Here is an 18,000-nt window from a genome sequence, read left to right as displayed (position 1 = left end):
TCGTCGCAAGAGAATGGTTCGGCTTACACAATTGGAGGTTTCGCACGTACAATTACGGTCGGCAATCGCGCGTCGGTCAAACAAGTGACCGGATTTTCGCAGCGAGAAGTTTTCGTCCGATGCTTGATGCTGGCGATATTGCGTCGGCTTTGATTCCGGATGCGACGGTTCACTATCCGATATAGGATCCGCTAACAGTCTCAAACAGTTGCTAAGGTCGGCAACTGGTTATTTACTGACCAAAAAGGGAATGAAGTCGCCGATTTCAGGAAAGCCTTCCGACTGCAACTTTTTCTTGAGCCTTAGTTTCCCGACTCTTGCGCTTTGGTCCGAAATGCCCAACGTGGCTGCCATTTCCTTTCCCGTGAGATTCAGCAGCAGCAGCATGATGATCCTGATTTCGGCTTCCGATAGCAATACTTTGGATTGCTTGATGCGCGTAAAAAACAAAGGATAGATGTTCTTGAATTTGTCTTTGAAGACCAGCCAGTCGTCATCGGTCAGGATTTTTTGCTCGAGTAATTGCTGGAATCCGATGCTTTCGCGGGTTTCGGTATTGAGTAGTCGCAATTGGTCCTGCATTGCGTTGATGGTCCGGTTTTTTTCCGACAGGTCAAGAATGTAGTCTTTGAGTTCCTGTTCCCTGACTTTGACAAGGTGCCTGGAACTTTCCAATTCGAGTTCAAGGCTTTGTTTGCGGTATCGGATCCTGAGAAAATAGCGGTAGAAAACCAACAATGCCAGAAGCAACAGCGAAACCGAGACGATCGCCACGAGCCAAAGCCTGCTCTGGGAAAGCTGCTGCTCTTTTTGCAGGTTGGCAATGCGAAGGTTTTTGACCTCGGCTCCAAGTTCAGCCTGGTAAGCTGCGATCTTGTCCGATTGGTTGCTCAGCAATTGCTTGGTATTCAACTCAGTGTATATCTTGTAATATTTCAATGCCGAATCCTGCTCGTCGAAATGTTCGTGTATTTCGGCCAGCATTTTATAGGCGTCGTTGATCTGTACCCGATTGTTGGCCGCCATTCCCAAACGGATACTTTCCCTGATATTGGCAAGGGCCTCGGCCTTGAGGTTTTCCTGTTTGTAAATCTCGGCAAGGTTGTAATGGGTAGCGCCCATCCCGGCCTGGTAATTTTCCTTTCGGTAATTTTCCAGCGCCTGCAAATAGTAGCTTTTGGCAACGCCGGGTTTGTTCTGGCGCTTGTAGATCTGGCCCTGGTTGTTCAGGGCAATGGCAAGTTCCCGGTAATTGCTGTCCTTGCTGAAAATGGCGATCGCCTTGTCGTTGTGTTCTAGCGCCTTTTCGAATTTATCGCGCGCCTTGTAGATCAGGCCGCGGTTGGTATGCGTCAAGCCCAGAAGCTTGGACATGTCGTGTTTTTCGGCGAGGCGCCCTGATTCTTCGTAACACTCGAGGGCCACATCGGAATTTTCGAGGCTCCAATTCACGAGCCCCTGGTTGTTGAGGGCACGCGCCATTTCCTTTTCGTCACCGTTGCGCCTGGCGTTTTCGACCGATTGTTTGATGAACTGCAACGCGGTCTGGAAATCGCCTTTGTGCCAGGCTACGATAGCCTTGTCATTTAGGGCGACGCTTTGGTCGACTTCTTTATCGGTACGACTTGCCGTTGACGAACCGGAAACTTCGCGATCCTGCTCCCGGCACGAGATGACCATTGTGGCAATCGCCAAAAGAATCGGCGTCAGGCTGGTTTTCGGTCGGAATCTAAAAGTTGGCATGTACCGATGCAATTTCGGGCTAATTTACAAAAACGGGACTGCGGAAACCACCATCTGCCGTCGCGATTACCGCCGATCCTTATTCGACGACAAGCTTTCGCGAGGCTTTTTTTCCACTTGCCGTGCGAGCCTGGTAGAAATAGATACCGCTGGCCAAACCGGCTACGGAATACGAGATTTCAGATGGCCCTTGCGGCAGATTTCCGTTGTGAACCTGGCCAATGCGACGTCCGGTCGTATCGTAAAGCGTCACGTCGACGTTGGAGGCATACGGCAAATCGATCGGGATGGAAACGGTTCCCTTGGCCGGATTCGGATAGTTTTGTCCGAGCCAGTCCGCTTCGGGAGAAGACGTCACGGGATCGTCGGTTCCCAACATTTCAAAATCGGATGCGAAAAAATAAACGCCCTGAAAAACTGCGGCTTCACTCTCCAAAGTGCCCGGAATGAGCAGGCGCTGGCCGTCGATGACGAAATTTCCGGGATCGAATGGAGACAATTCCGGCCCGACAAGGCTTTCGTCAAGCATTTCTCCCGGAGTCACTTTGGAGACTTTTCCGGCATAGAACGATCCAGACGAATTGAAAAGGCGGTGCGGCATCGTCGTATCGTAATATTGGGAAAGCAGGTAAACTTCCTGACCGTCCGTAGTAATATCGCGGTAAAAATGCGCCAATGCGGTCTCACTCATCGACAGTTGGTTTCCCTGGGCGTCGAATCGGGTTACCAATATTTTGTTTTCCACGCCATAGATCACGCTGAATGCCGCTGTAACCAACTCTCCATTGTCCAGCGAAACCGTTTTGTACGATCTTACGTTGCGTCCATCCTGCTCCACGACAGCTTCCCATTGTTGGATCCCGGCGCCGTCGTATTTGCGCAACAGCATCTTTTCCTGCCCGGTATCGGGTGAACTCAGTGCGCCATTGGCAATGATGCTGCCGTCGGCCTGAGTGAAGATGCTGGCGAATGCCGAATTGTTTCCGGAGGCCGGCGTCGCGGAAAACCATTGCAGCACGCCATCGGGATCGTATTTGAGAAGGGCGGCGTCTACATTTTGGGAGAAAAAGCTGCCGGATCCAACCGCGCCCGATACGATGATGTTCCCATCGGCATCACTGGTGCCCGAATTGATTTCGTAAATGTTGTCAGCGGCATTTGCAGACGGCGTATGGGTCGTCCATTGTTCGAGTCCGGAGGCTGAGACTTTGATTGTCGTGAACACCGGTTGCTCGTCCGTCTCGGCAATTCGCGAAGCACCACTGAGATAACTGTTGCCCGAACCGTCGAGAAAGAAGGTGCCGAATCCAGGCGTGGCGACCGTCTTTTCGTATTCCCAAAGCAGGTTGCCTCCACCATCGTATTTTTTGAGCCGCACAGGATCCCCAAAACCGTACGGCATCAGGTAAACGATGGCATTGCCGTCTGGTGCTACCTGCAATTGTATGCCGTTGACATCATTCCCGTTTGCCGGATTGAACGCTTTTTGCCAGGCGACCGATCCGTCAGCTGCATATTTTTCGAGATAATAGTTCACGATGTACGATTCGCCTTCGATCTGTCCGAAACTCCCGGCGATAAAGACATTGCCGTCTTGTCCGGCCACAGATGAAAGCAGCCGCTTGTTGTTGCGCGATGTCCCGGAAAAGTTCGCGTTCCAGATGGGTTGCTGGTCGCCCGCTGCAAATGGGATTTTTGTCGTGCGGAAGACGTTTCCGAGCGCGGTGTAAGTGTAGGCAAGCGAAAAGGTAAGGTTCCCGCTTTGGTCGAGCGACAATCCGACGAGTCCGTTGAGGCTTTCGGTCGGGACGGCTTCGATGAGGAAATTCGTCTCGGTTACAATGGTTCCGTCAGGCTGGTACCGCAAAGTGGAGCACAGCATATTGTTGTTGTCGTCATACCCATATCCCGAAATCACCGGGCGTCCCGAATCGTCAAGCAGTAAGTAAGGCACTTTCGTGTCGGCGAGATTCGTGGTTTCGCTTATCCAGTTTTCGGTTCCGTCAAAATCGTACGAGATCAAAACCAATCCGTCTTCTATCCAGTCGCCCATATGGCGTCCCGAAACGTAAATCGCATCGGAGGTAATTTCCAACTGGTGCGCGCTCGTGTGATCGATCCCTGATTTGTGGACGGACAGCCATGATTGGTTCCCGTCCAAATCGTATTTGAGCGTGCCCATGGTCCCGGCTCCGGTGTCGAGCGTCCCGGTGACGTAGCAGTTCCCTTCAGTATCGAATTTGACATCGCTGGCCACCGCATTGGCGTTTACGGGTTCGCTGTCGGGATCGCCCGGATCGGATGGCACCTGGAAAGCATAATCTCTTCCCCAGAGTTTGTTGCCGTTGGCGTCGAGTTTTATGGTGTAATACGTCTGATAATAATCCGACGTTGACCCGAATCCCGTAACGGCGATGTTGCCCAAGGCGTCGACTGCGACCGCGGAAGGCTCGTTCCAGACGTTGTCCACGAGGTTGGTGTCGGCGAACGACCATTGCAGGGCGCCGTCCGCATCGTATTTCAAAACCATATAGCGAATGCTTGTCGTGGCGAATGTGATCCCTGCCACGATAATATTACCCGAGGCATCGACGGTTACCGCCATCGGAATATCGATTCCGTTGCCAATGCCTTCATAGTTCGACTGCCAGATCACGGTTCCTGTGGCGGCATCGAGTTTTTCGACATGGGCGTCCATGTTGGTGCCGTTCCAGTGCATGCCCACTGCGATCGGGTTGCCCGAGGCGTCGATGGCGATGGCCGTACCATATTCCACGGCGAAATCAACGACGGGTTTTCGGGTCGACCATGCGATCGTTCCGGCAGCATCGGTTTTTATCGTGACGAAATTTCCTTTGGGATTCTCGGCGTCGGCGCTGATTCCGGTCGTATAGACATTGCCTGAAGCGTCGGCCACGCTTTTCATGGGAATATTCAAGCCTTGGTAATCGGATGAATTGAAACCGTAATCCGCATCGGAAGCCCGGCGTTGCGGTTCGTTGGCATTCGCCTGCACCCGACTCCCGTAAAACGGCGTCTGGGACAATCGTGCGCGCGACAGATTCTCAGGAGGTGTTTTTTGTTCTTGGATCTTCGATAAAAGTCCCATCGTACGCGAATGCGATATACCGTGGAAGGACTCGACAGGCTGTTGTTGTGCGCACAATTGCGAGGTGGTGACCAGCAAAAAGGCTAGGCGTAGTAGTTTCGTTTTCATGCTTGGAAATTTTGGTTGATGTCGGTCAAACCCACTTAGCCGGGTTGACATAGGCTACCAAATTTAACGCAAAGCCGCTTCCACAGCCAGAAATTCATGTTGACAAATGCGTTGACATGTAACAAAAATGGTCGCCTTAACCTGGATGATTGAAGCGGAATCGAAGCGGATCGATTTCCGATACGACCGAGTACACAAAAAGCCGGGATCGACCTTGCGTTATTTCTTTTGTTAGGGATTGTGACGAGATGGAAAACGATTGCCCGATAGTTAAGATATGCTGAAGACGGGTTAGTCTTTTTTGACTACGAAACCATTCTCCTTTAACGCTTCCAGAATTTTGATGAGTACTTCGGAACGCACGCGGCCATTGCTGATTTTGTCGTCCGTTTCTACCCAATAGCGCACATTGAGTTGAGGAGCCGTCCCGACGATGCCCGAAATGACGACGATATTCTCGCGTCCGTCGGTCACTGAGATGTCCTGCTTGAGCAGTTCTTTCACCAGGCTGATCGCTTTGCGATAATCGGAACCGAATTCGAGGCCGACAGTGAAATCCTGTAGTAAAAATCCGCCTCGGTTGTAGTTGATCAGCGTGCTTTTGATCAGCAGCGCATTGGGGATGAAAATGTCTTTTCCGTCGCTGATGATTTGCGTATCGCGAAGGTTCAGCGCCAGGACTTTGCCTTTTACGCCGTTGCTTTCGATGATATCCCCAACGCTGAACGGCCGCTTGAAGGCCAACAGGATTCCGGCGAGGAAATTTTCCCCGATATCCTTTAATGCGAACCCGATGACGAAAGCCGAAATTCCGGCTCCGGCAAGCAAACTGCTCGCCATCGTGGTCAGCCCGATGATTCGGAACATCAGGAAAACACCCACGATCAGCAAAACCGCTTTTACCAGATTGGCGATGAAGGTGGCCAGTAACGGGTCGTGCATGCGGCTTTTTAGCCGTCTGTCCGTAAAAGTGCGTACGCGCGTCGCAATCAGCCACACGATGACGATTACGATGATCGCAAGCAAAAATTTTGGCGTGATGTCTACGATTTGCTTGTAATAACCTTCTAGGTTCCGGATAAGGTCGTGAAAGAATTCGTTCATGTTAAACTAAATTATCGGGGCATAATGCGATCCGATAAAGTTAACCATGCGGAATATGCTGCGTTTTACAATATTTGCCCACAGAATTATAAGGTTTGCAAATCAGCATCGCATCGTCTTACACGATTTTCCCGGCGATGGAGCGATCCTACTCTCGTCGTTTTGTCGGGAAAAACTTCCATCTTATTTACAGATACGTGCCGAACCGTTCAAAATGGCAAGTGTATCCGTTGGGATGTTTTACAAGATAATCCTGGTGCTCCGGCTCGGCGGGCCAAAATGTCGAATAGGGCTCGAGCGTAGTCACGACTGGATTGTCCCAACGCCCGGACTCGTTTACGATTTCGATGATTTCCTTGGCGTCGGCCTTTTCCTGCTCGTCCTGGATGAAAATCGTCGAACGGTAGCTCGATCCCAGATCGTTTCCCTGACGGTCTACGGTCGTTGGGTCGTGCACGCGGAAAAAATAGTCGAGGATTTCCTTGAATGAGGTTTTGTTGGCGTCATACGTGATCTCGATTCCTTCGGCATGACCGGGATGGTTGCGATACGTAGGATGTTCGTTTTGGCCGCCGATGTATCCGACTTCTGTGTCGATGATGCCGGGACGCAATCGGAACAGGTCTTCCATTCCCCAGAAACAGCCGCCGGCTATATAGGCTTTTTTTTGATTTTCCATAGTTGAATTTAATTGTGACGACTTCGTTACCGACGCCGTTCGTATTATTTCATTGTTTTTTCGAGCGACAGGGCGTTGATGCAGTAACGCAGTCCGCTGGGTTCGGGTCCGTCAGGGAAAACGTGTCCCAAGTGTGCCTCGCAAACATTGCAGAGTGCTTCGATCCTCACCATTCCGTAGCTCACATCCTTGTGGTAGGCTACGTTATTTACCGAAACCGGCTGGGTAAACGATGGCCAGCCCGTGCCGCTTTGGAATTTTTCTCCCGAATCGAAAAGGGGAGTGCCGCAACATACGCAACTGTATTGTCCGGGTTCAAATAAATTGCACATTTCCGAACTATGGGCGCGCTCGGTTCCTTTTTGACGGGTCACCACGTAAACGTCAGGGTCGAGTTGAGCCTTCCATTCTTCTTCGGATTTGCGCACTGTTTTGGGCGGTTCGGGATTGGCGTGAGAGGCAAATTTGATGATATCGTTCCAGTTTAGCATACGATGGGTTGTTTAAGTTGACATTCTAAAAATCCTGTTTGGCGTGCTTTCCGAATCGTTGGCGCAACAGGGCGAGTTTCGGGCTGATATGCGTCTGGCAAAACGGGGCGGTTTTATTTTTTGAATAGTAATGCAGTTGCGTTTCCTTATTTAATTTGAACTCCTTGAACTGAAGTGCTTCGGTAATGTAATCAACGCCGTTGGCCTGAGAGAGGCGGGCAATATGGCGCCTTATCGCTTCGGCATCTTTTTCGTCGAACCAGTAAACAGCCGACCTGTATTTTTGCCTCATGCTATGCCGGCTTGCGCTGCTGTGCGTCATCAGATGGATTTCAATCAATATTTCGATTGGGATTTCGTCGGTGAAAGTAACGATGACGGCTTCCGAAAGCGCTTCGTTCGGAGGGCAGGACGCGATCCAACCCTGACGTACCTCGACCACGCCTTTGAGCGACTCGAAAACAGCTTCGGTGCACCAATGGCAGCCTCCGCCAAAGCCAATGCGATTCTTATTTTCCGATGGAAACATTTAATGCGATCTGAGCGTATCCGTATCGTCGTTGCGATAACTTTTACTACCCTTAAAGGTAGTCAATCGAAATGAAAGATTTGTGGACTGCAAAGCAGATTGTTCAGAGCCGCTCCATGTTTTTTAATGTGTTGGCGAGATCTTTCTCAAGTTTGGAAAGCGCGGAAGTCTTACCCGTTACCAGCGAAGTCCCGTAAAGTGTGATGGGCGGCATCGGTTTTTCTTTTTTCGATCGGGGCGCAATCGTCCATGCTCTTACAAAATCGAGCCTCAGGTTGGCTTCCCTGGCTTTTTCGATCAGCGTATCATCGAGCGTAGCCAAACTTTCCATCGCTTTTTCCAGCCGCGCGGCGTGATGCTTCAATTGTTTTTTGTCCATCTGCAAAAATACGCAAAACCATTGAATTTTTATTATTAGGATGTTGCGTTAATTAACGTGTGTTGAACTATCGTATGGCGTATCTTTAGGCATCCTAAGTTAATAGGATTGGGTGTGTGAAAGCCGAGGTAATCGTAGTGCCTCGGCTTTTTACACGTAAAGTCCGGACGAAAAGCGCAACGTTATGGCGATAACGAAGATGAACAACGCAACAACCCGTTTTTTTCTGGCACTGCCTGCGATCGTTTTTATCGGAAGCGAAGCCATCCGGACGTTCGTACGCCCCGTCTACGGAAAATCGCAATATGGCTGGGCAAGCGACATTCTGGGCTGGTTGCCAAATTTCCTGGCTGCTTTCGGATGCATGACGTTCGGATTGGCCTTCGTATTGCTGATGCGTGCCGCCACCACTATCGAAATTAGGCCCGGCAGGAAGTTGTTGCTGCTTGGTGCCGTCGCTGCCGTGACCCTTGCCGGTTTGATCCTGCACGAAATCTTCCAGACGGGAACAGGGCTTCATTACGACCCGAACGACATTATGGCCACCGTTGCGGGAGTGATTTGTGGAGCGGCTTTGTATATGTTGGTGCTGCGCAGGCCGGATTCGCGATCTATGACCACATCCTCACGAAACCTGTGATGTAGTGATGTAGTGATGTCGTATTTGTGACGGTATCGGTACTACAAATTTAGCGCAACGCGGAATGCGCTGGGCAAGCCGCCCAACTTCGGTTGATCTGGCCACCTTTGACATCTATTCCGGAAATCCGCGCCAAGCAGTTAACGATTGCCCTTCATCTCATTTAAATTTAGGCCGGCCTGTCCAATTGGAAAGCACGAACAACCGTCTTTCGCCCAGTTCAGGGCACCGCATCCGAAACATCGTTCAACTGCAAACTATACAAAATGAAAACGAATAAAAATTTAATATTGGGCCTCGCGTTTATCGCCATAGGTTCCTTTTTTGCGATCGACGCCAATGCCCAGCATTCAGGTGTTACCATGACCGATCGTCAACGTCACGACGTCAATTTCCCCGGACACGAAGCCATACTGGCCCGGATCGACTTTGAACCCGGCACTCATTTCGGGATGCATTCCCGTCTTGGAGAAGAGATCATCTGTGTGATAGAAGGAACGCTCGAATACGAGATCGAAAGCGGGCAACCGGTTACGCTCAAAGCCGCGGAAGTGCTCTTGTACCCGCCGGGAAAAATTACTCAAAACACGGGAAAAGTCAAAGCCGCCGAGCTCGCGACTTATTTGGTAAAGAAAGACAAGCCGTTGCTTGTCATGAAAAAGTAAACACGATTATTAATTCAAATACTCTTTAAGATGGAAACGCAACATGCAAAGGTGTCATACATCGCATCTACTCACACGACAGGCGGACGAATTGGCGAATCGCGCAGTTCTGACGGACAACTCGACATCAGACTTTCCTCGCCTGGTTCCAACCGCGAAGGAACCAATCCCGAACAATTGTTCGCATCGGGTTGGTCGGCTTGTTTCATCGGCGCTTTGGGAAAGGCGGCGAGCAACTTCAACACTAAACTTCCGGAAGGACATTACGTCGATGCGGAAATCGACCTTGTGCAAGGCCAGGACGGCTATTCGCTCGAGGCACGGCTCAACATCAGCTTGCCTGGAATCGAACCCGACGTAGCCCGGCAAATGATCGACATGGCTCAGGACACCTGTCCGTATTCAAAAGCAGTCAAGGGCAATGTGAAAACCGTTTACAATTTGATCTGAAAAATGGCCCTGATTCGTCGGGGCCTATTTTTTCAATGATTATTGCAGACCGCACTCAAGTCAACGCCAGTCCCTGACGATCTTTCCGAGCGTCCTCAAACCGGTTTCCACAGTTTCGCTCCAGCCCATTCCGTAACTCAGCCGTATACAATTGTGATATTGGTCCTGCAACGTGAACATGCGTCCGGGCGCGATACAGATGCGGTGTCTGAGCGCCTCTTCGTATAATCCAAGACCGTCAACCTTTTCGTTGAGCTCCAGCCAAAGGATAAAACCGCCCTGAGGCCTGGTCACTTTGGTGTCGGGAGGGAAATATTCGGCTATCGCGCGCAGGAAATGAAGGCTGTTGGCGTGCAATACCGATCGCAGCTTTCGCAAATGGCTTTCGTAACGCCCGCTGTCTAGAAAACTTGCAATGGCTTCCTGTTGAAGCGTAGGTGTGGCGATCGTCTGGTAACTTTTGGCCTTGATGATCTTTTCCTTGTATTTGCCGGGCGCGACCCATCCGATGCGGTAGCCGGCCGCCAAGGTCTTGGAAAACGATCCGCACCAGAGCACATTGCCCGTGCGGTCGAACGACTTGCACGACTTTGGGCGATGGCTCCCGAAATACACATCCCCGTAAGGATCGTCCTCGACGAGTGGGACGCCGTAGAAATCGAGCAATTCCACAACGGTTTTTTTGTGGGAATCGGGCATGCAGCTGCCCAGCGGATTGCTGAAATTGCTCACTAGCAGACACACTTGGATGCGGCCTTCCTTAAGGTGATTTTCGAGCGCGACGGTATCGATTCCGGTATCGGCACAGGTCGGAAGTTCCAGGACGTTAAGGCCAAGTCCCTGCGCCAGCTGTAAAATCCCGAAATACACCGGGCTTTCCACGGCAATCGTATCGCCCCGTTTGACAAGCGCGCTGAGACAATAGGTCAACGCACCCATAGCACCCGGAGTGATCACGATATCGTCTTCGTTGAGATTGCCGCCCCAGGTGTAGGCGTAGCGCGCGATCTGTCGCCTGAGTTTTGGATTTCCTTCGACGATTTCATAGGAAGTACCGCTATCCTCGAGAGAACGCATCGCCTGGGTCATGGCCTTGTTGAGTTTGGCCACCGGAAGAAGTTCCATGGCCGGGACGCTCAACGAAAGCGCCAAATTTTCTTTTCGCCCAATTTGGGAATACACCCGGCTTATCACGTCTTCGGTGAGGTTTGGGCTCGCCGTTTGAGCGGGCCGGCTCGGTGTGACAGGGTCGGGAAATCCTTTTGGCGAGTAGGTGACGAAATAACCCGATTTGGGTTTGCTCCTGATGAGTGATTTCGACTCGAGCAGATAATAGGCCTGGAGCACGGTACTGATGCTCACGCCGTGTTCCGAACTTATGGTGCGAACCGAAGGCAATTTGTCTCCGAGCATGAGCACGCCATCCGCGATCTTTTTTTCGAGGTTGTTGGCTATGTTGCGGTAAATAAAGTCTTCGGACGGTTGGAACATAAGCAATCTGTATCGGTCAAAAATATAAAAATTGTATCTGTATTGGTTGCTTCCGATTTTTGAAATTTGTAAAAAAAAGCGTCATGAAACAAAATCCGAAAGCGTTGCTGGCCCTGGTAGCGGTCTGCCTGATCTGGGGAACTACTTATTACGCGCTCCGCATTGGAGTGGCGGGCTTTCCGGCATTTTTGTTTTCGGGCATCCGACAGGTAAGCGCAGGATTATTGCTAGTACTTTTTCTGGCAGCGACCCGCCGGCTCACGAAACTGACGTGGGCCGACATAGGCAAACAGGCCATTCCGGGCGTGCTGATGATCACGATTGGGAACGGCGTGATCGGTTGGGCCGAAATCTACATCCCCAGCGGACTGGCGGCGCTTATCGTAGCGATAATGCCCGTTTATGTCACGCTGATCAACCTGTTCCTGGACAAAGGCACAAAACCTAACCTGCTGGCCATTTCCGGAATTCTTGTGGGCGCGGGCGGCATAGCGTTGATTTTTCGCGACAATCTCAGCGACCTTTCCAATCCCAATTACTTCTGGGGCGTCATCGCTTCGTTCCTTGCCTGCCTTTCGTGGGCAGTGGGAAGCGTCTACATGAAGCGCAACAAATTTTCCACTCCGGCTCTTACCAACGCCGCATTGCAATTTACCTCGGGCGGAATTTTGCTGATGCTGCTGTCGCTTATTTTTGACGATTACGCAACGCTGTCCGAAGTGACGGTCGAAAGTTTGTGGAGCCTTGCCTATCTGACGTTGTTCGGATCGATCGTAGCGTATCTTTGTTTCTTATACGCACTGGAAAAATTGCCGCTGATGCTGGTTTCGACCTATGCTTACGTGAATCCGGTAATTGCGATCGTGTTGGGATGGGCGCTGTTGTCCGAAAAGATCACGCCGATTACCCTAACCGCGTTGTCGGCGACATTGGCCGGAGTGTGGCTCGTGAACCGCGGCACCCAAAAAGCGAAACAAGATGAAAAATGACATTAAATTGATTCCGTTCCGGGCTGATCTCGCCGAACATTTCAAACAACTCAACCTTTCCTGGATCAGCACGCTCTTTGAAGTTGAGGAATCCGACAGGCTACTGCTCGACGATCCTCAGCGCAACATCATCGACAAAGGCGGAGCTGTTTTTTTCTGGAGTCTGATGGCGTCATCGCGGGAACCTTTGCGCTCCACAAGACGGGAGAACGGGAATACGAACTCTCCAAAATGGCCGTCGCGGAGACGATGCGTGGAAAAGGTCTGGGCAAAAGGATGTGCAGCCTGGCTTTAGAGGAAGCATGCCGGAGAAATGCCAGCCGTATCATCCTTTATTCAAGCCGGTCTCTTGAGAATGCGATCCATATCTACAGGGAGACAGGATTTGTGGAGATTCCATTGGAGCCTGGCATTTACAACAGGGCCAATATTAAAATGGAGCTGGAAATCCGGTGAGTGTCGTTACAGCAAAACCAACGTGATTTCGTCGTTCCCAACCCGGATCACGCCTACGATGTCTTTGCGCAGCATATTTTTTATCGACTTCATGACGAAGGGGCTAATTTTCTTAACGGGCTCAGGGAAAGCCACGCGTATGAACACCGTCTTGCTTTTGAGAGCGTCGGCTATTTCTTCCTGGTTCAGGATTAGATTATCGGATTCAGTTTTGCGGCCTTGCTTTACGAACATCCTTTTGAGATGGGCCACCAGTTCGGAGTGAAACGGAATTTTACAATCGCATTTCACCTCAATGGAAGTGGAATCGTTCATGACAATAGATTTTGGGGAATTACAAGTTACGTTATCTTTTAAACCGACGTCTTACATGATTTACAGCTATTTGCCATTTTCCTCAATTTATTTTCGGATAGTCATAAGCCAACGTTAAACTCTATGCGACAGATTTGGATTTTGGGTAATTTCAAGTGTTCAGATTGGACAATAATTCAAATCAGCAATAGTATGGCAGCAATAAAGAACATTATCGCCGGGTTAGGCGGCGCGATCGCACTGAATCTTCTTCATGAGTCGCTCAAGCACAAAAAAGGAACACCGCGCATCGACCTCTTAGGGGAAGAAGCGTTACAAAAAGGCTTAGAGCCGATAGGGCAGGAGATCGAAAACGAAGATACGCTGTATGCCGCAACTCTTGGTGCGGATATCGTAAGCAACACAATGTACTATGCCACGATTGGGGCGGGCGGCACCGCTAACATATGGCCACGCGCGATCGCATTAGGGCTTACGGCGGGAATCGGGGCGGTAAAGTTGCCGGAGCCGATGGGGCTCGACGATGCGCCGGTAGCCGGTTCTACCCAAAAGCAGGTGATGACCGTAGGGTATTATGTGTTCGGTGCGCTCGTCACGGCGGCCTTGCTCAAGGCGATGAAGGCATAAGGGCGTCAAAAACAAAAGCCGGGTATGTACCCGGTTTTTTTATGGTTTGTCGGTTCGGAAGAATTCGTCTGTGGAAGTAGGGCCCGGTCCATCTGATTTTCGGACCACCGTCATTTCGCCATTGAGCTCGAGCACCACCGCTTTGACCCGGTCGATGCGGTTGATGCGATACTTCCTGATTTCGGCTATGATTTCACTTTCGGTAATGTATTCACGCTCCATCGTCTCCCGAAGAAATCGGCCTTCGTAATAAAGCAGCGAAGGTTCCGAATTGATTACTTTTTCGAGTTTGGAAGAACGCGTTGCCATCCACGCAAGTGTGAACTGAAGAGCAATTATTACGATCAGCGCCGTCGAACCTTCTGCGAGTGTTACCTTACCCAGGATCATTGAGGAAAGTGTGGATCCCATGGAGACCGAAACCACAAAGTCAAATGCGTTGAGTTTGGAAAGCGTCCGTTTGCCGGATATGCGGATGAACAAAAACAGCGAAACAAAGGCAATGGCGGTGCAGGCTGCGGTGTGATGGACGGTGTCCCAGTCGTCGAGTAACCAATCGGAAATCATCATAAATTTTCTAGTTAATGTAATGGCTTTTTCCAGTTCGTCCTTTACACAATTCCAACAAAGCGAATTAAAATGAAATCGTCAAATCTTTGTTTGGAATCCTGTAACAAACGAGGCGTCGGATTGAGGCAAATTTGAATTGTAACCGACGCAATGCGTCCAAATCCAATATAATATGATTCAAGACCGTACTCTTCCAAAAGCGATTTCGATGCTCAGTTTGGCACTGTTGTTCGCTTGTAACAAAAACCCGAAAGAAGCCGACGCGCCCCAACAGCAGCAAGCCGATAGCATCCAAAAAGAAAATACCGATACCACAAAATCACTAAAACCGACAGGTGACGCTCCGGACTGGGGCCCGACAATTAAAGATGAGATGGCGGTCGTGATCGAAAAGCTCGGCGCGTTGGGCGGAAAGCCAATCGAAACGCTTTCGGCCCAGGAAGCCCGTAAACAGCCGACGCCAACCGACGCGGTAAAGGCCGTCATGGCCGATCACAACATGACGCCGCCGACGCCTACCTGCGACACCATCGGCAAGGCAATTCCGGTGAGTGGCGGCCAAACGCACGTCCGTATTTATACGCCAAAAGGAGGACAGGCTCCCTATCCGGTCATCGTGTATTACCACGGGGGCGGGTTCGTGATTGCCGATATCGAAGTTTACAATGCCGGGGCCCAGGGCTTGTGCGAACAAACGAAAAGTATTGTCGTTTCTGTGGAATATCCGAAAGGGCCCGAGAAAAAATTCCCGGCGGCCCACCAAACCGCCTTTGACGCCTACCGATGGGTATTGTCGAACGCTGCATCTTTCAAAGGCGATCCTAAGAAAGTAGCCGTTGCCGGTGAAAGCGCAGGCGGAAACCTGGCGTGCAATGTGAGCATTATGGCGAGAGACAAGAAAGTCCAAATGCCGCTTTACCAAGTGTTGGTTTACCCGGTTGCCAACAACGACATGAACTCCGAGAGTTACGTAAAATATGCCAACGCCAAACCGCTGAATAAGGCGATGATGGCATGGTTCGTAAAAAATGCGTTGCCGTCGGTCGCGACAGCCGCCGATCCAAGGATTAACCTGGTAAAAGCCAATCTTTCCGGTTTGCCGCCTACGTTGATCATCGGTGCGGAAATCGATCCGCTGGCAAGCGAAGGCAAATTGCTTTCCGACAAGCTCAATGATGCGAAAGTGGAAACAACCTACAAACTATACGATGGCGTGACCCATGAATTTTTCGGGATGGCCGCCGTGGTGCCTCAGGCTGCCGACGCCCAGAAACTTGCTGCCGACAAGCTCAAATCGGCTTTCGGTATGTAATGGGTAAGCCGACCTGAAGACATGAAACAAAAAAGGTGGATCCTGTTGGAATCCACCTTTTTTTTGGCCGGAAGTTTGGGGCGGCTTAAACTTTATTATTTTTGCTTATCGGAAACGAATTGCTAAGCTTCCGAAACAAACAATGCTCCACCGGAAACCGTCACCAGTTATGTCACTACCTGGGCGTTAACGAGGGAATCCGGTGAAACGCATTGTGAGAAACAAAGCAATAATCAATCGGTTTTGAGGTAAGCGAGCAACGTCGCCTTATAACTTCGGTAGTGCGACAGATGTTGTTCGGCCGTAATTTTGAACTCCCGGAACGCGTTGAAAAAATGGGTTTCGCATTGCACGTCTTCACATTCCATCATACCTTCGAAACGGTTCGAGAACTTCAGGAATTCCTGCCTGATCGATTTCGTGTCTTCCTCGATCGACCGAATGCGTCCTAAATGCGTTTGTTGTTCCGCAATCTTATCGGAGTCGGTAAAAGCCGAAAGCAAATCACCGTAGAACGACAATTCGACGAACATTGTCTCGATTTCATCCTTCCAGCGGTCCATATCGGTCAGGATATATCGGATCGGGATGTCTTCATTCGGAAATTTAGGTTGTATCCCGGTCATGCTTCTACGTCGTTTGGTTGTTCTACGTTTACTATGCTGATATCGTGCGTTCCCGATGGAAACATCCAGGAAACCTTGTCGCCCATGGCGTATCCGAAAAGCGCCATTCCCATCGGGGCCAGCAACGACAGCTTTTTTTGAGCGATGTCGCTGTGGGAAGGCAACACGATCTGGAAGGTTTGCTCGCCGTTGAACGTCGACCGTATCGTGACGATCGAATTCAACCGGACGATATCGACCGGCATGTTTGCGTCTTCAAAAGTCTCGGCCGTTTCGAGCTCTCGCGCCAGAGTACCCACAGAGGAGCGCCTTACGACATCGCCCATTTCCATTTTGGTGGCGAGCAGGCGTTTGACGATTTCGACTTCGTGCTTTTCAGCGATAAGTTTTCCGTATTTCATTTCAGATAATTTATGGGAAAATCCCTCTTTGCAAATAGGCGGTCTCTATGCGTTGGATCGCCAGGATGTAAGCTGCTGTTCGCCAGTCAATCTGCTTTTCGAGCGTGATTTGGTGAACCTTGGCGAAGGCTTCCGAGAGTTTTTTCTCGATTTTGACAAGCACTTCTTCCATCGACCAGATCTCACCGTTGCGGTTCTGCAGCCATTCGTAATAACTTCCGATCACACCTCCTGAGTTACACAGGATATCGGGAATGATCACTACGCCTTTTTCAAGCAGGATTTTTTCTCCGGCGCTGTCGGTGGGGCCATTGGCACCTTCGGCAATGACTTTTGCCTTTACCGAAGCAGCGTTCGCGGCAGTAATCTGGTTGCCCAGGGCCGCAGGGATGATAAAATCACAATCGAGCGTAAAGAAGTCAGCTGCCGGGATTTCCATGGCGCTTCCGAAGCCTTGTACCGAATTCATCCGCGGTTTGGAGTGAGCCGATAATTTTTCAACATCGATACCATCTTTGCTGTAAATCGTCGCATGGGCATCCTGTACCGATATCAATCTGGCTCCTTCTTTAGTCAGGAAATGGGAAGCCCAATAGCCTACGTTTCCGAAGCCTTGAACGATAAAAGTTTTTCCCGATATCGCTTCGCCCAAGTTGGCGTAATACAACTTCAAGGAAAGGTAAACGCCATAACCCGTAGCCCTGTCGCGACCGGCCAAACCACCGGTGCCAATGGGTTTTCCTGTCACGACGTGCTTGTTGTTGGCGCGCACGGAAGGCGCTTTGGTAGACATGTACGTGTCGGCGATCCAGGCCATCGTTTGTTCGTTCGTATTCACATCAGGGGCGGGGATATCGTATTCGGGCCCGATGTTTTCGCCAAGCGCGAACGTGAAACGGCGTGTGATGCGTTCGAGTTCCCCGTCCGAGTAATCGCGCGGGTCGATCTGTATGCCGCCTTTTGCACCTCCATAGGGAAGCCCGGCAAGAGAGGTTTTCCAGGTCATCCACATCGCGAGTGCCTTTGCATCGTTGATGTCCATTGACGGATGATATCGCAAGCCGCCTTTGTAAGGACCCAAGATATTGTTGTGCTGGACGCGGTATCCTTTAAAAATTCGGATCTCGCCATTGTCCATCTTCACAGGGAAGTGTACGATGATTTCGTTGTTGGTCAGCGAGAGGATGCGTTTGATGTCTGGGTTGAGCTGGATGGCGTCGGCCGTCGAATTGAACTGGTCGAGTACGGTTTCGTACATGCTTTTCTTTGGTGCCTCCATAGTGGGGATCAGGTTATTCATAATGTTCGCAGAAGGT

General features: G+C 50.6%; 20 protein-coding genes. 7 read left to right on the top strand and 13 right to left on the bottom strand.

What is annotated here, in order from left to right:
- Positions 1-228: 228 nt before the first annotated feature.
- From HC229_RS02045 to HC229_RS02015, 7 genes are all read right to left on the bottom strand, one after another.
- On the bottom strand, positions 229-1,743 hold the full coding sequence (locus HC229_RS02045; RefSeq protein ID WP_191018766.1) for a tetratricopeptide repeat protein: 1,515 nt from the start codon (positions 1,741-1,743) through the stop codon (positions 229-231).
- Positions 1,744-1,822: 79 nt separating this feature from the next.
- Positions 1,823-4,960 (bottom strand): T9SS type A sorting domain-containing protein, encoded by a 3,138-nt coding sequence (locus HC229_RS02040; protein ID WP_191018765.1) that lies wholly within the window; start codon positions 4,958-4,960, stop codon positions 1,823-1,825.
- A gap of 291 nt (positions 4,961-5,251) precedes the next feature.
- Positions 5,252-6,064: a mechanosensitive ion channel family protein gene (locus HC229_RS02035; RefSeq protein ID WP_191018764.1), complete on the bottom strand. Its 813-nt coding sequence runs from the start codon at positions 6,062-6,064 to the stop codon at positions 5,252-5,254.
- A gap of 187 nt (positions 6,065-6,251) precedes the next feature.
- Positions 6,252-6,743, bottom strand: a complete 492-nt coding sequence (msrA, locus tag HC229_RS02030) for a peptide-methionine (S)-S-oxide reductase MsrA (protein WP_191018763.1) — start codon at positions 6,741-6,743, stop codon at positions 6,252-6,254.
- 44 nt (positions 6,744-6,787) lie between these two features.
- Complete coding sequence (msrB, locus tag HC229_RS02025; protein WP_191018762.1) at positions 6,788-7,234, bottom strand: peptide-methionine (R)-S-oxide reductase MsrB; 447 nt, start codon at positions 7,232-7,234, stop codon at positions 6,788-6,790.
- 25 nt (positions 7,235-7,259) lie between these two features.
- The gene (locus HC229_RS02020) at positions 7,260-7,763 is read right to left on the bottom strand and encodes a peptide-methionine (S)-S-oxide reductase (protein ID WP_191018761.1); all 504 of its coding nucleotides are present in this window, start codon (positions 7,761-7,763) and stop codon (positions 7,260-7,262) included.
- Positions 7,764-7,866: 103 nt separating this feature from the next.
- Positions 7,867-8,142 carry a hypothetical protein gene (locus HC229_RS02015; RefSeq protein WP_191018760.1) on the bottom strand — a complete coding sequence of 92 codons (276 nt, stop codon included), beginning with the start codon at positions 8,140-8,142 and terminating at the stop codon, positions 7,867-7,869.
- Positions 8,143-8,326: 184 nt separating this feature from the next.
- Between HC229_RS02015 and HC229_RS02010 the strand changes: the two genes are divergently transcribed.
- The 3 genes from HC229_RS02010 (at position 8,327) to HC229_RS02000 (ending at position 9,897) form a co-directional block, all read left to right on the top strand.
- Complete coding sequence (locus tag HC229_RS02010) at positions 8,327-8,782, top strand: hypothetical protein (RefSeq protein WP_191018759.1); 456 nt, start codon at positions 8,327-8,329, stop codon at positions 8,780-8,782.
- Positions 8,783-9,048: 266 nt separating this feature from the next.
- Positions 9,049-9,447 carry a cupin domain-containing protein gene (locus tag HC229_RS02005; protein WP_191018758.1) on the top strand — a complete coding sequence of 133 codons (399 nt, stop codon included), beginning with the start codon at positions 9,049-9,051 and terminating at the stop codon, positions 9,445-9,447.
- A gap of 30 nt (positions 9,448-9,477) precedes the next feature.
- On the top strand, positions 9,478-9,897 hold the full coding sequence (locus HC229_RS02000; protein ID WP_191018757.1) for an Ohr family peroxiredoxin: 420 nt from the start codon (positions 9,478-9,480) through the stop codon (positions 9,895-9,897).
- Positions 9,898-9,957: 60 nt separating this feature from the next.
- Here the strand turns inward: HC229_RS02000 and HC229_RS01995 are convergent, their stop codons facing one another.
- Positions 9,958-11,388 carry an aminotransferase-like domain-containing protein gene (locus tag HC229_RS01995; protein ID WP_191018756.1) on the bottom strand — a complete coding sequence of 477 codons (1,431 nt, stop codon included), beginning with the start codon at positions 11,386-11,388 and terminating at the stop codon, positions 9,958-9,960.
- Positions 11,389-11,471: 83 nt separating this feature from the next.
- Here HC229_RS01995 and HC229_RS01990 point away from each other — a divergent pair, with 83 nt between their 5' ends.
- Together HC229_RS01990 and HC229_RS16750 are read left to right on the top strand one after the other, a co-directional pair.
- The gene (locus HC229_RS01990) at positions 11,472-12,377 is read left to right on the top strand and encodes an EamA family transporter (protein ID WP_191018755.1); all 906 of its coding nucleotides are present in this window, start codon (positions 11,472-11,474) and stop codon (positions 12,375-12,377) included.
- A gap of 90 nt (positions 12,378-12,467) precedes the next feature.
- Positions 12,468-12,833: a GNAT family N-acetyltransferase gene (locus HC229_RS16750; RefSeq protein ID WP_191019082.1), complete on the top strand. Its 366-nt coding sequence runs from the start codon at positions 12,468-12,470 to the stop codon at positions 12,831-12,833.
- A 6-nt stretch (positions 12,834-12,839) separates the two neighbouring features.
- On the opposite strand, the gene HC229_RS01980 is transcribed toward HC229_RS16750, so the two are convergent.
- Positions 12,840-13,148: a hypothetical protein gene (locus tag HC229_RS01980; protein ID WP_191018754.1), complete on the bottom strand. Its 309-nt coding sequence runs from the start codon at positions 13,146-13,148 to the stop codon at positions 12,840-12,842.
- A 192-nt stretch (positions 13,149-13,340) separates the two neighbouring features.
- Here HC229_RS01980 and HC229_RS01975 point away from each other — a divergent pair, with 192 nt between their 5' ends.
- Positions 13,341-13,775 (top strand): hypothetical protein, encoded by a 435-nt coding sequence (locus HC229_RS01975; RefSeq protein ID WP_191018753.1) that lies wholly within the window; start codon positions 13,341-13,343, stop codon positions 13,773-13,775.
- 39 nt (positions 13,776-13,814) lie between these two features.
- Here the strand turns inward: HC229_RS01975 and HC229_RS01970 are convergent, their stop codons facing one another.
- Positions 13,815-14,345 (bottom strand): DUF421 domain-containing protein, encoded by a 531-nt coding sequence (locus tag HC229_RS01970; RefSeq protein WP_191018752.1) that lies wholly within the window; start codon positions 14,343-14,345, stop codon positions 13,815-13,817.
- A gap of 172 nt (positions 14,346-14,517) precedes the next feature.
- Here HC229_RS01970 and HC229_RS01965 point away from each other — a divergent pair, with 172 nt between their 5' ends.
- Positions 14,518-15,657, top strand: a complete 1,140-nt coding sequence (locus HC229_RS01965; protein WP_223845494.1) for an alpha/beta hydrolase — start codon at positions 14,518-14,520, stop codon at positions 15,655-15,657.
- 233 nt (positions 15,658-15,890) lie between these two features.
- Here HC229_RS01965 and HC229_RS01960 read toward each other — a convergent pair whose 3' ends face one another.
- Genes HC229_RS01960 through HC229_RS01950 form a run of 3 tightly spaced genes read right to left on the bottom strand, consistent with a single transcriptional unit; the run spans position 15,891 to position 17,984 of the window.
- A complete protein-coding gene (locus HC229_RS01960) occupies positions 15,891-16,283 on the bottom strand; it encodes a hypothetical protein (protein WP_191018751.1) in 393 nt (130 codons plus the stop codon).
- Entirely contained in the window at positions 16,280-16,684 is a 405-nt protein-coding gene (locus HC229_RS01955) for a GreA/GreB family elongation factor (RefSeq protein WP_191018750.1), read from the bottom strand. Before HC229_RS01955 ends, HC229_RS01960 begins: the two co-directional genes overlap by 4 nt.
- A gap of 10 nt (positions 16,685-16,694) precedes the next feature.
- Positions 16,695-17,984, bottom strand: coding sequence for a Glu/Leu/Phe/Val family dehydrogenase (locus HC229_RS01950; RefSeq protein WP_191018749.1), 1,290 nt, complete (start codon positions 17,982-17,984; stop codon positions 16,695-16,697).
- Positions 17,985-18,000: the final 16 nt, after the last annotated feature.

It is taken from the genome of Flavobacterium selenitireducens (assembly GCF_014748335.1).
Classification (GTDB): Bacteria; Bacteroidota; Bacteroidia; order Flavobacteriales; family Flavobacteriaceae; genus Flavobacterium; species Flavobacterium selenitireducens.
Note: the sequence above shows the minus strand (reverse complement) of the source record. Positions and strands in the feature narration are given on the sequence as shown.

Bases quoted from the DNA above. Each gene is read 5' to 3' on its own strand.
- HC229_RS02005 (WP_191018758.1), top strand. From the start codon at position 9,049: ATGAAAACGAATAAAAATTTAATATTGGGCCTCGCGTTTATCGCCATA.
- HC229_RS01990 (WP_191018755.1), top strand. From the start codon at position 11,472: ATGAAACAAAATCCGAAAGCGTTGCTGGCCCTGGTAGCGGTCTGCCTG.
- HC229_RS02010 (WP_191018759.1), top strand. From the start codon at position 8,327: ATGGCGATAACGAAGATGAACAACGCAACAACCCGTTTTTTTCTGGCA.
- HC229_RS01950 (WP_191018749.1), bottom strand. From the start codon at position 17,984: ATGAATAACCTGATCCCCACTATGGAGGCACCAAAGAAAAGCATGTAC.
- msrA (WP_191018763.1), bottom strand. From the start codon at position 6,743: ATGGAAAATCAAAAAAAAGCCTATATAGCCGGCGGCTGTTTCTGGGGA.
- HC229_RS02040 (WP_191018765.1), bottom strand. From the start codon at position 4,960: ATGAAAACGAAACTACTACGCCTAGCCTTTTTGCTGGTCACCACCTCG.
- HC229_RS01975 (WP_191018753.1), top strand. From the start codon at position 13,341: ATGGCAGCAATAAAGAACATTATCGCCGGGTTAGGCGGCGCGATCGCA.
- HC229_RS01960 (WP_191018751.1), bottom strand. From the start codon at position 16,283: ATGACCGGGATACAACCTAAATTTCCGAATGAAGACATCCCGATCCGA.
- HC229_RS02015 (WP_191018760.1), bottom strand. From the start codon at position 8,142: ATGGACAAAAAACAATTGAAGCATCACGCCGCGCGGCTGGAAAAAGCG.
- HC229_RS02000 (WP_191018757.1), top strand. From the start codon at position 9,478: ATGGAAACGCAACATGCAAAGGTGTCATACATCGCATCTACTCACACG.
- HC229_RS01965 (WP_223845494.1), top strand. From the start codon at position 14,518: ATGATTCAAGACCGTACTCTTCCAAAAGCGATTTCGATGCTCAGTTTG.
- HC229_RS01980 (WP_191018754.1), bottom strand. From the start codon at position 13,148: ATGAACGATTCCACTTCCATTGAGGTGAAATGCGATTGTAAAATTCCG.
- msrB (WP_191018762.1), bottom strand. From the start codon at position 7,234: ATGCTAAACTGGAACGATATCATCAAATTTGCCTCTCACGCCAATCCC.
- HC229_RS01955 (WP_191018750.1), bottom strand. From the start codon at position 16,684: ATGAAATACGGAAAACTTATCGCTGAAAAGCACGAAGTCGAAATCGTC.
- HC229_RS01970 (WP_191018752.1), bottom strand. From the start codon at position 14,345: ATGATGATTTCCGATTGGTTACTCGACGACTGGGACACCGTCCATCAC.
- HC229_RS01995 (WP_191018756.1), bottom strand. From the start codon at position 11,388: ATGTTCCAACCGTCCGAAGACTTTATTTACCGCAACATAGCCAACAAC.
- HC229_RS02020 (WP_191018761.1), bottom strand. From the start codon at position 7,763: ATGTTTCCATCGGAAAATAAGAATCGCATTGGCTTTGGCGGAGGCTGC.
- HC229_RS02045 (WP_191018766.1), bottom strand. From the start codon at position 1,743: ATGCCAACTTTTAGATTCCGACCGAAAACCAGCCTGACGCCGATTCTT.
- HC229_RS02035 (WP_191018764.1), bottom strand. From the start codon at position 6,064: ATGAACGAATTCTTTCACGACCTTATCCGGAACCTAGAAGGTTATTAC.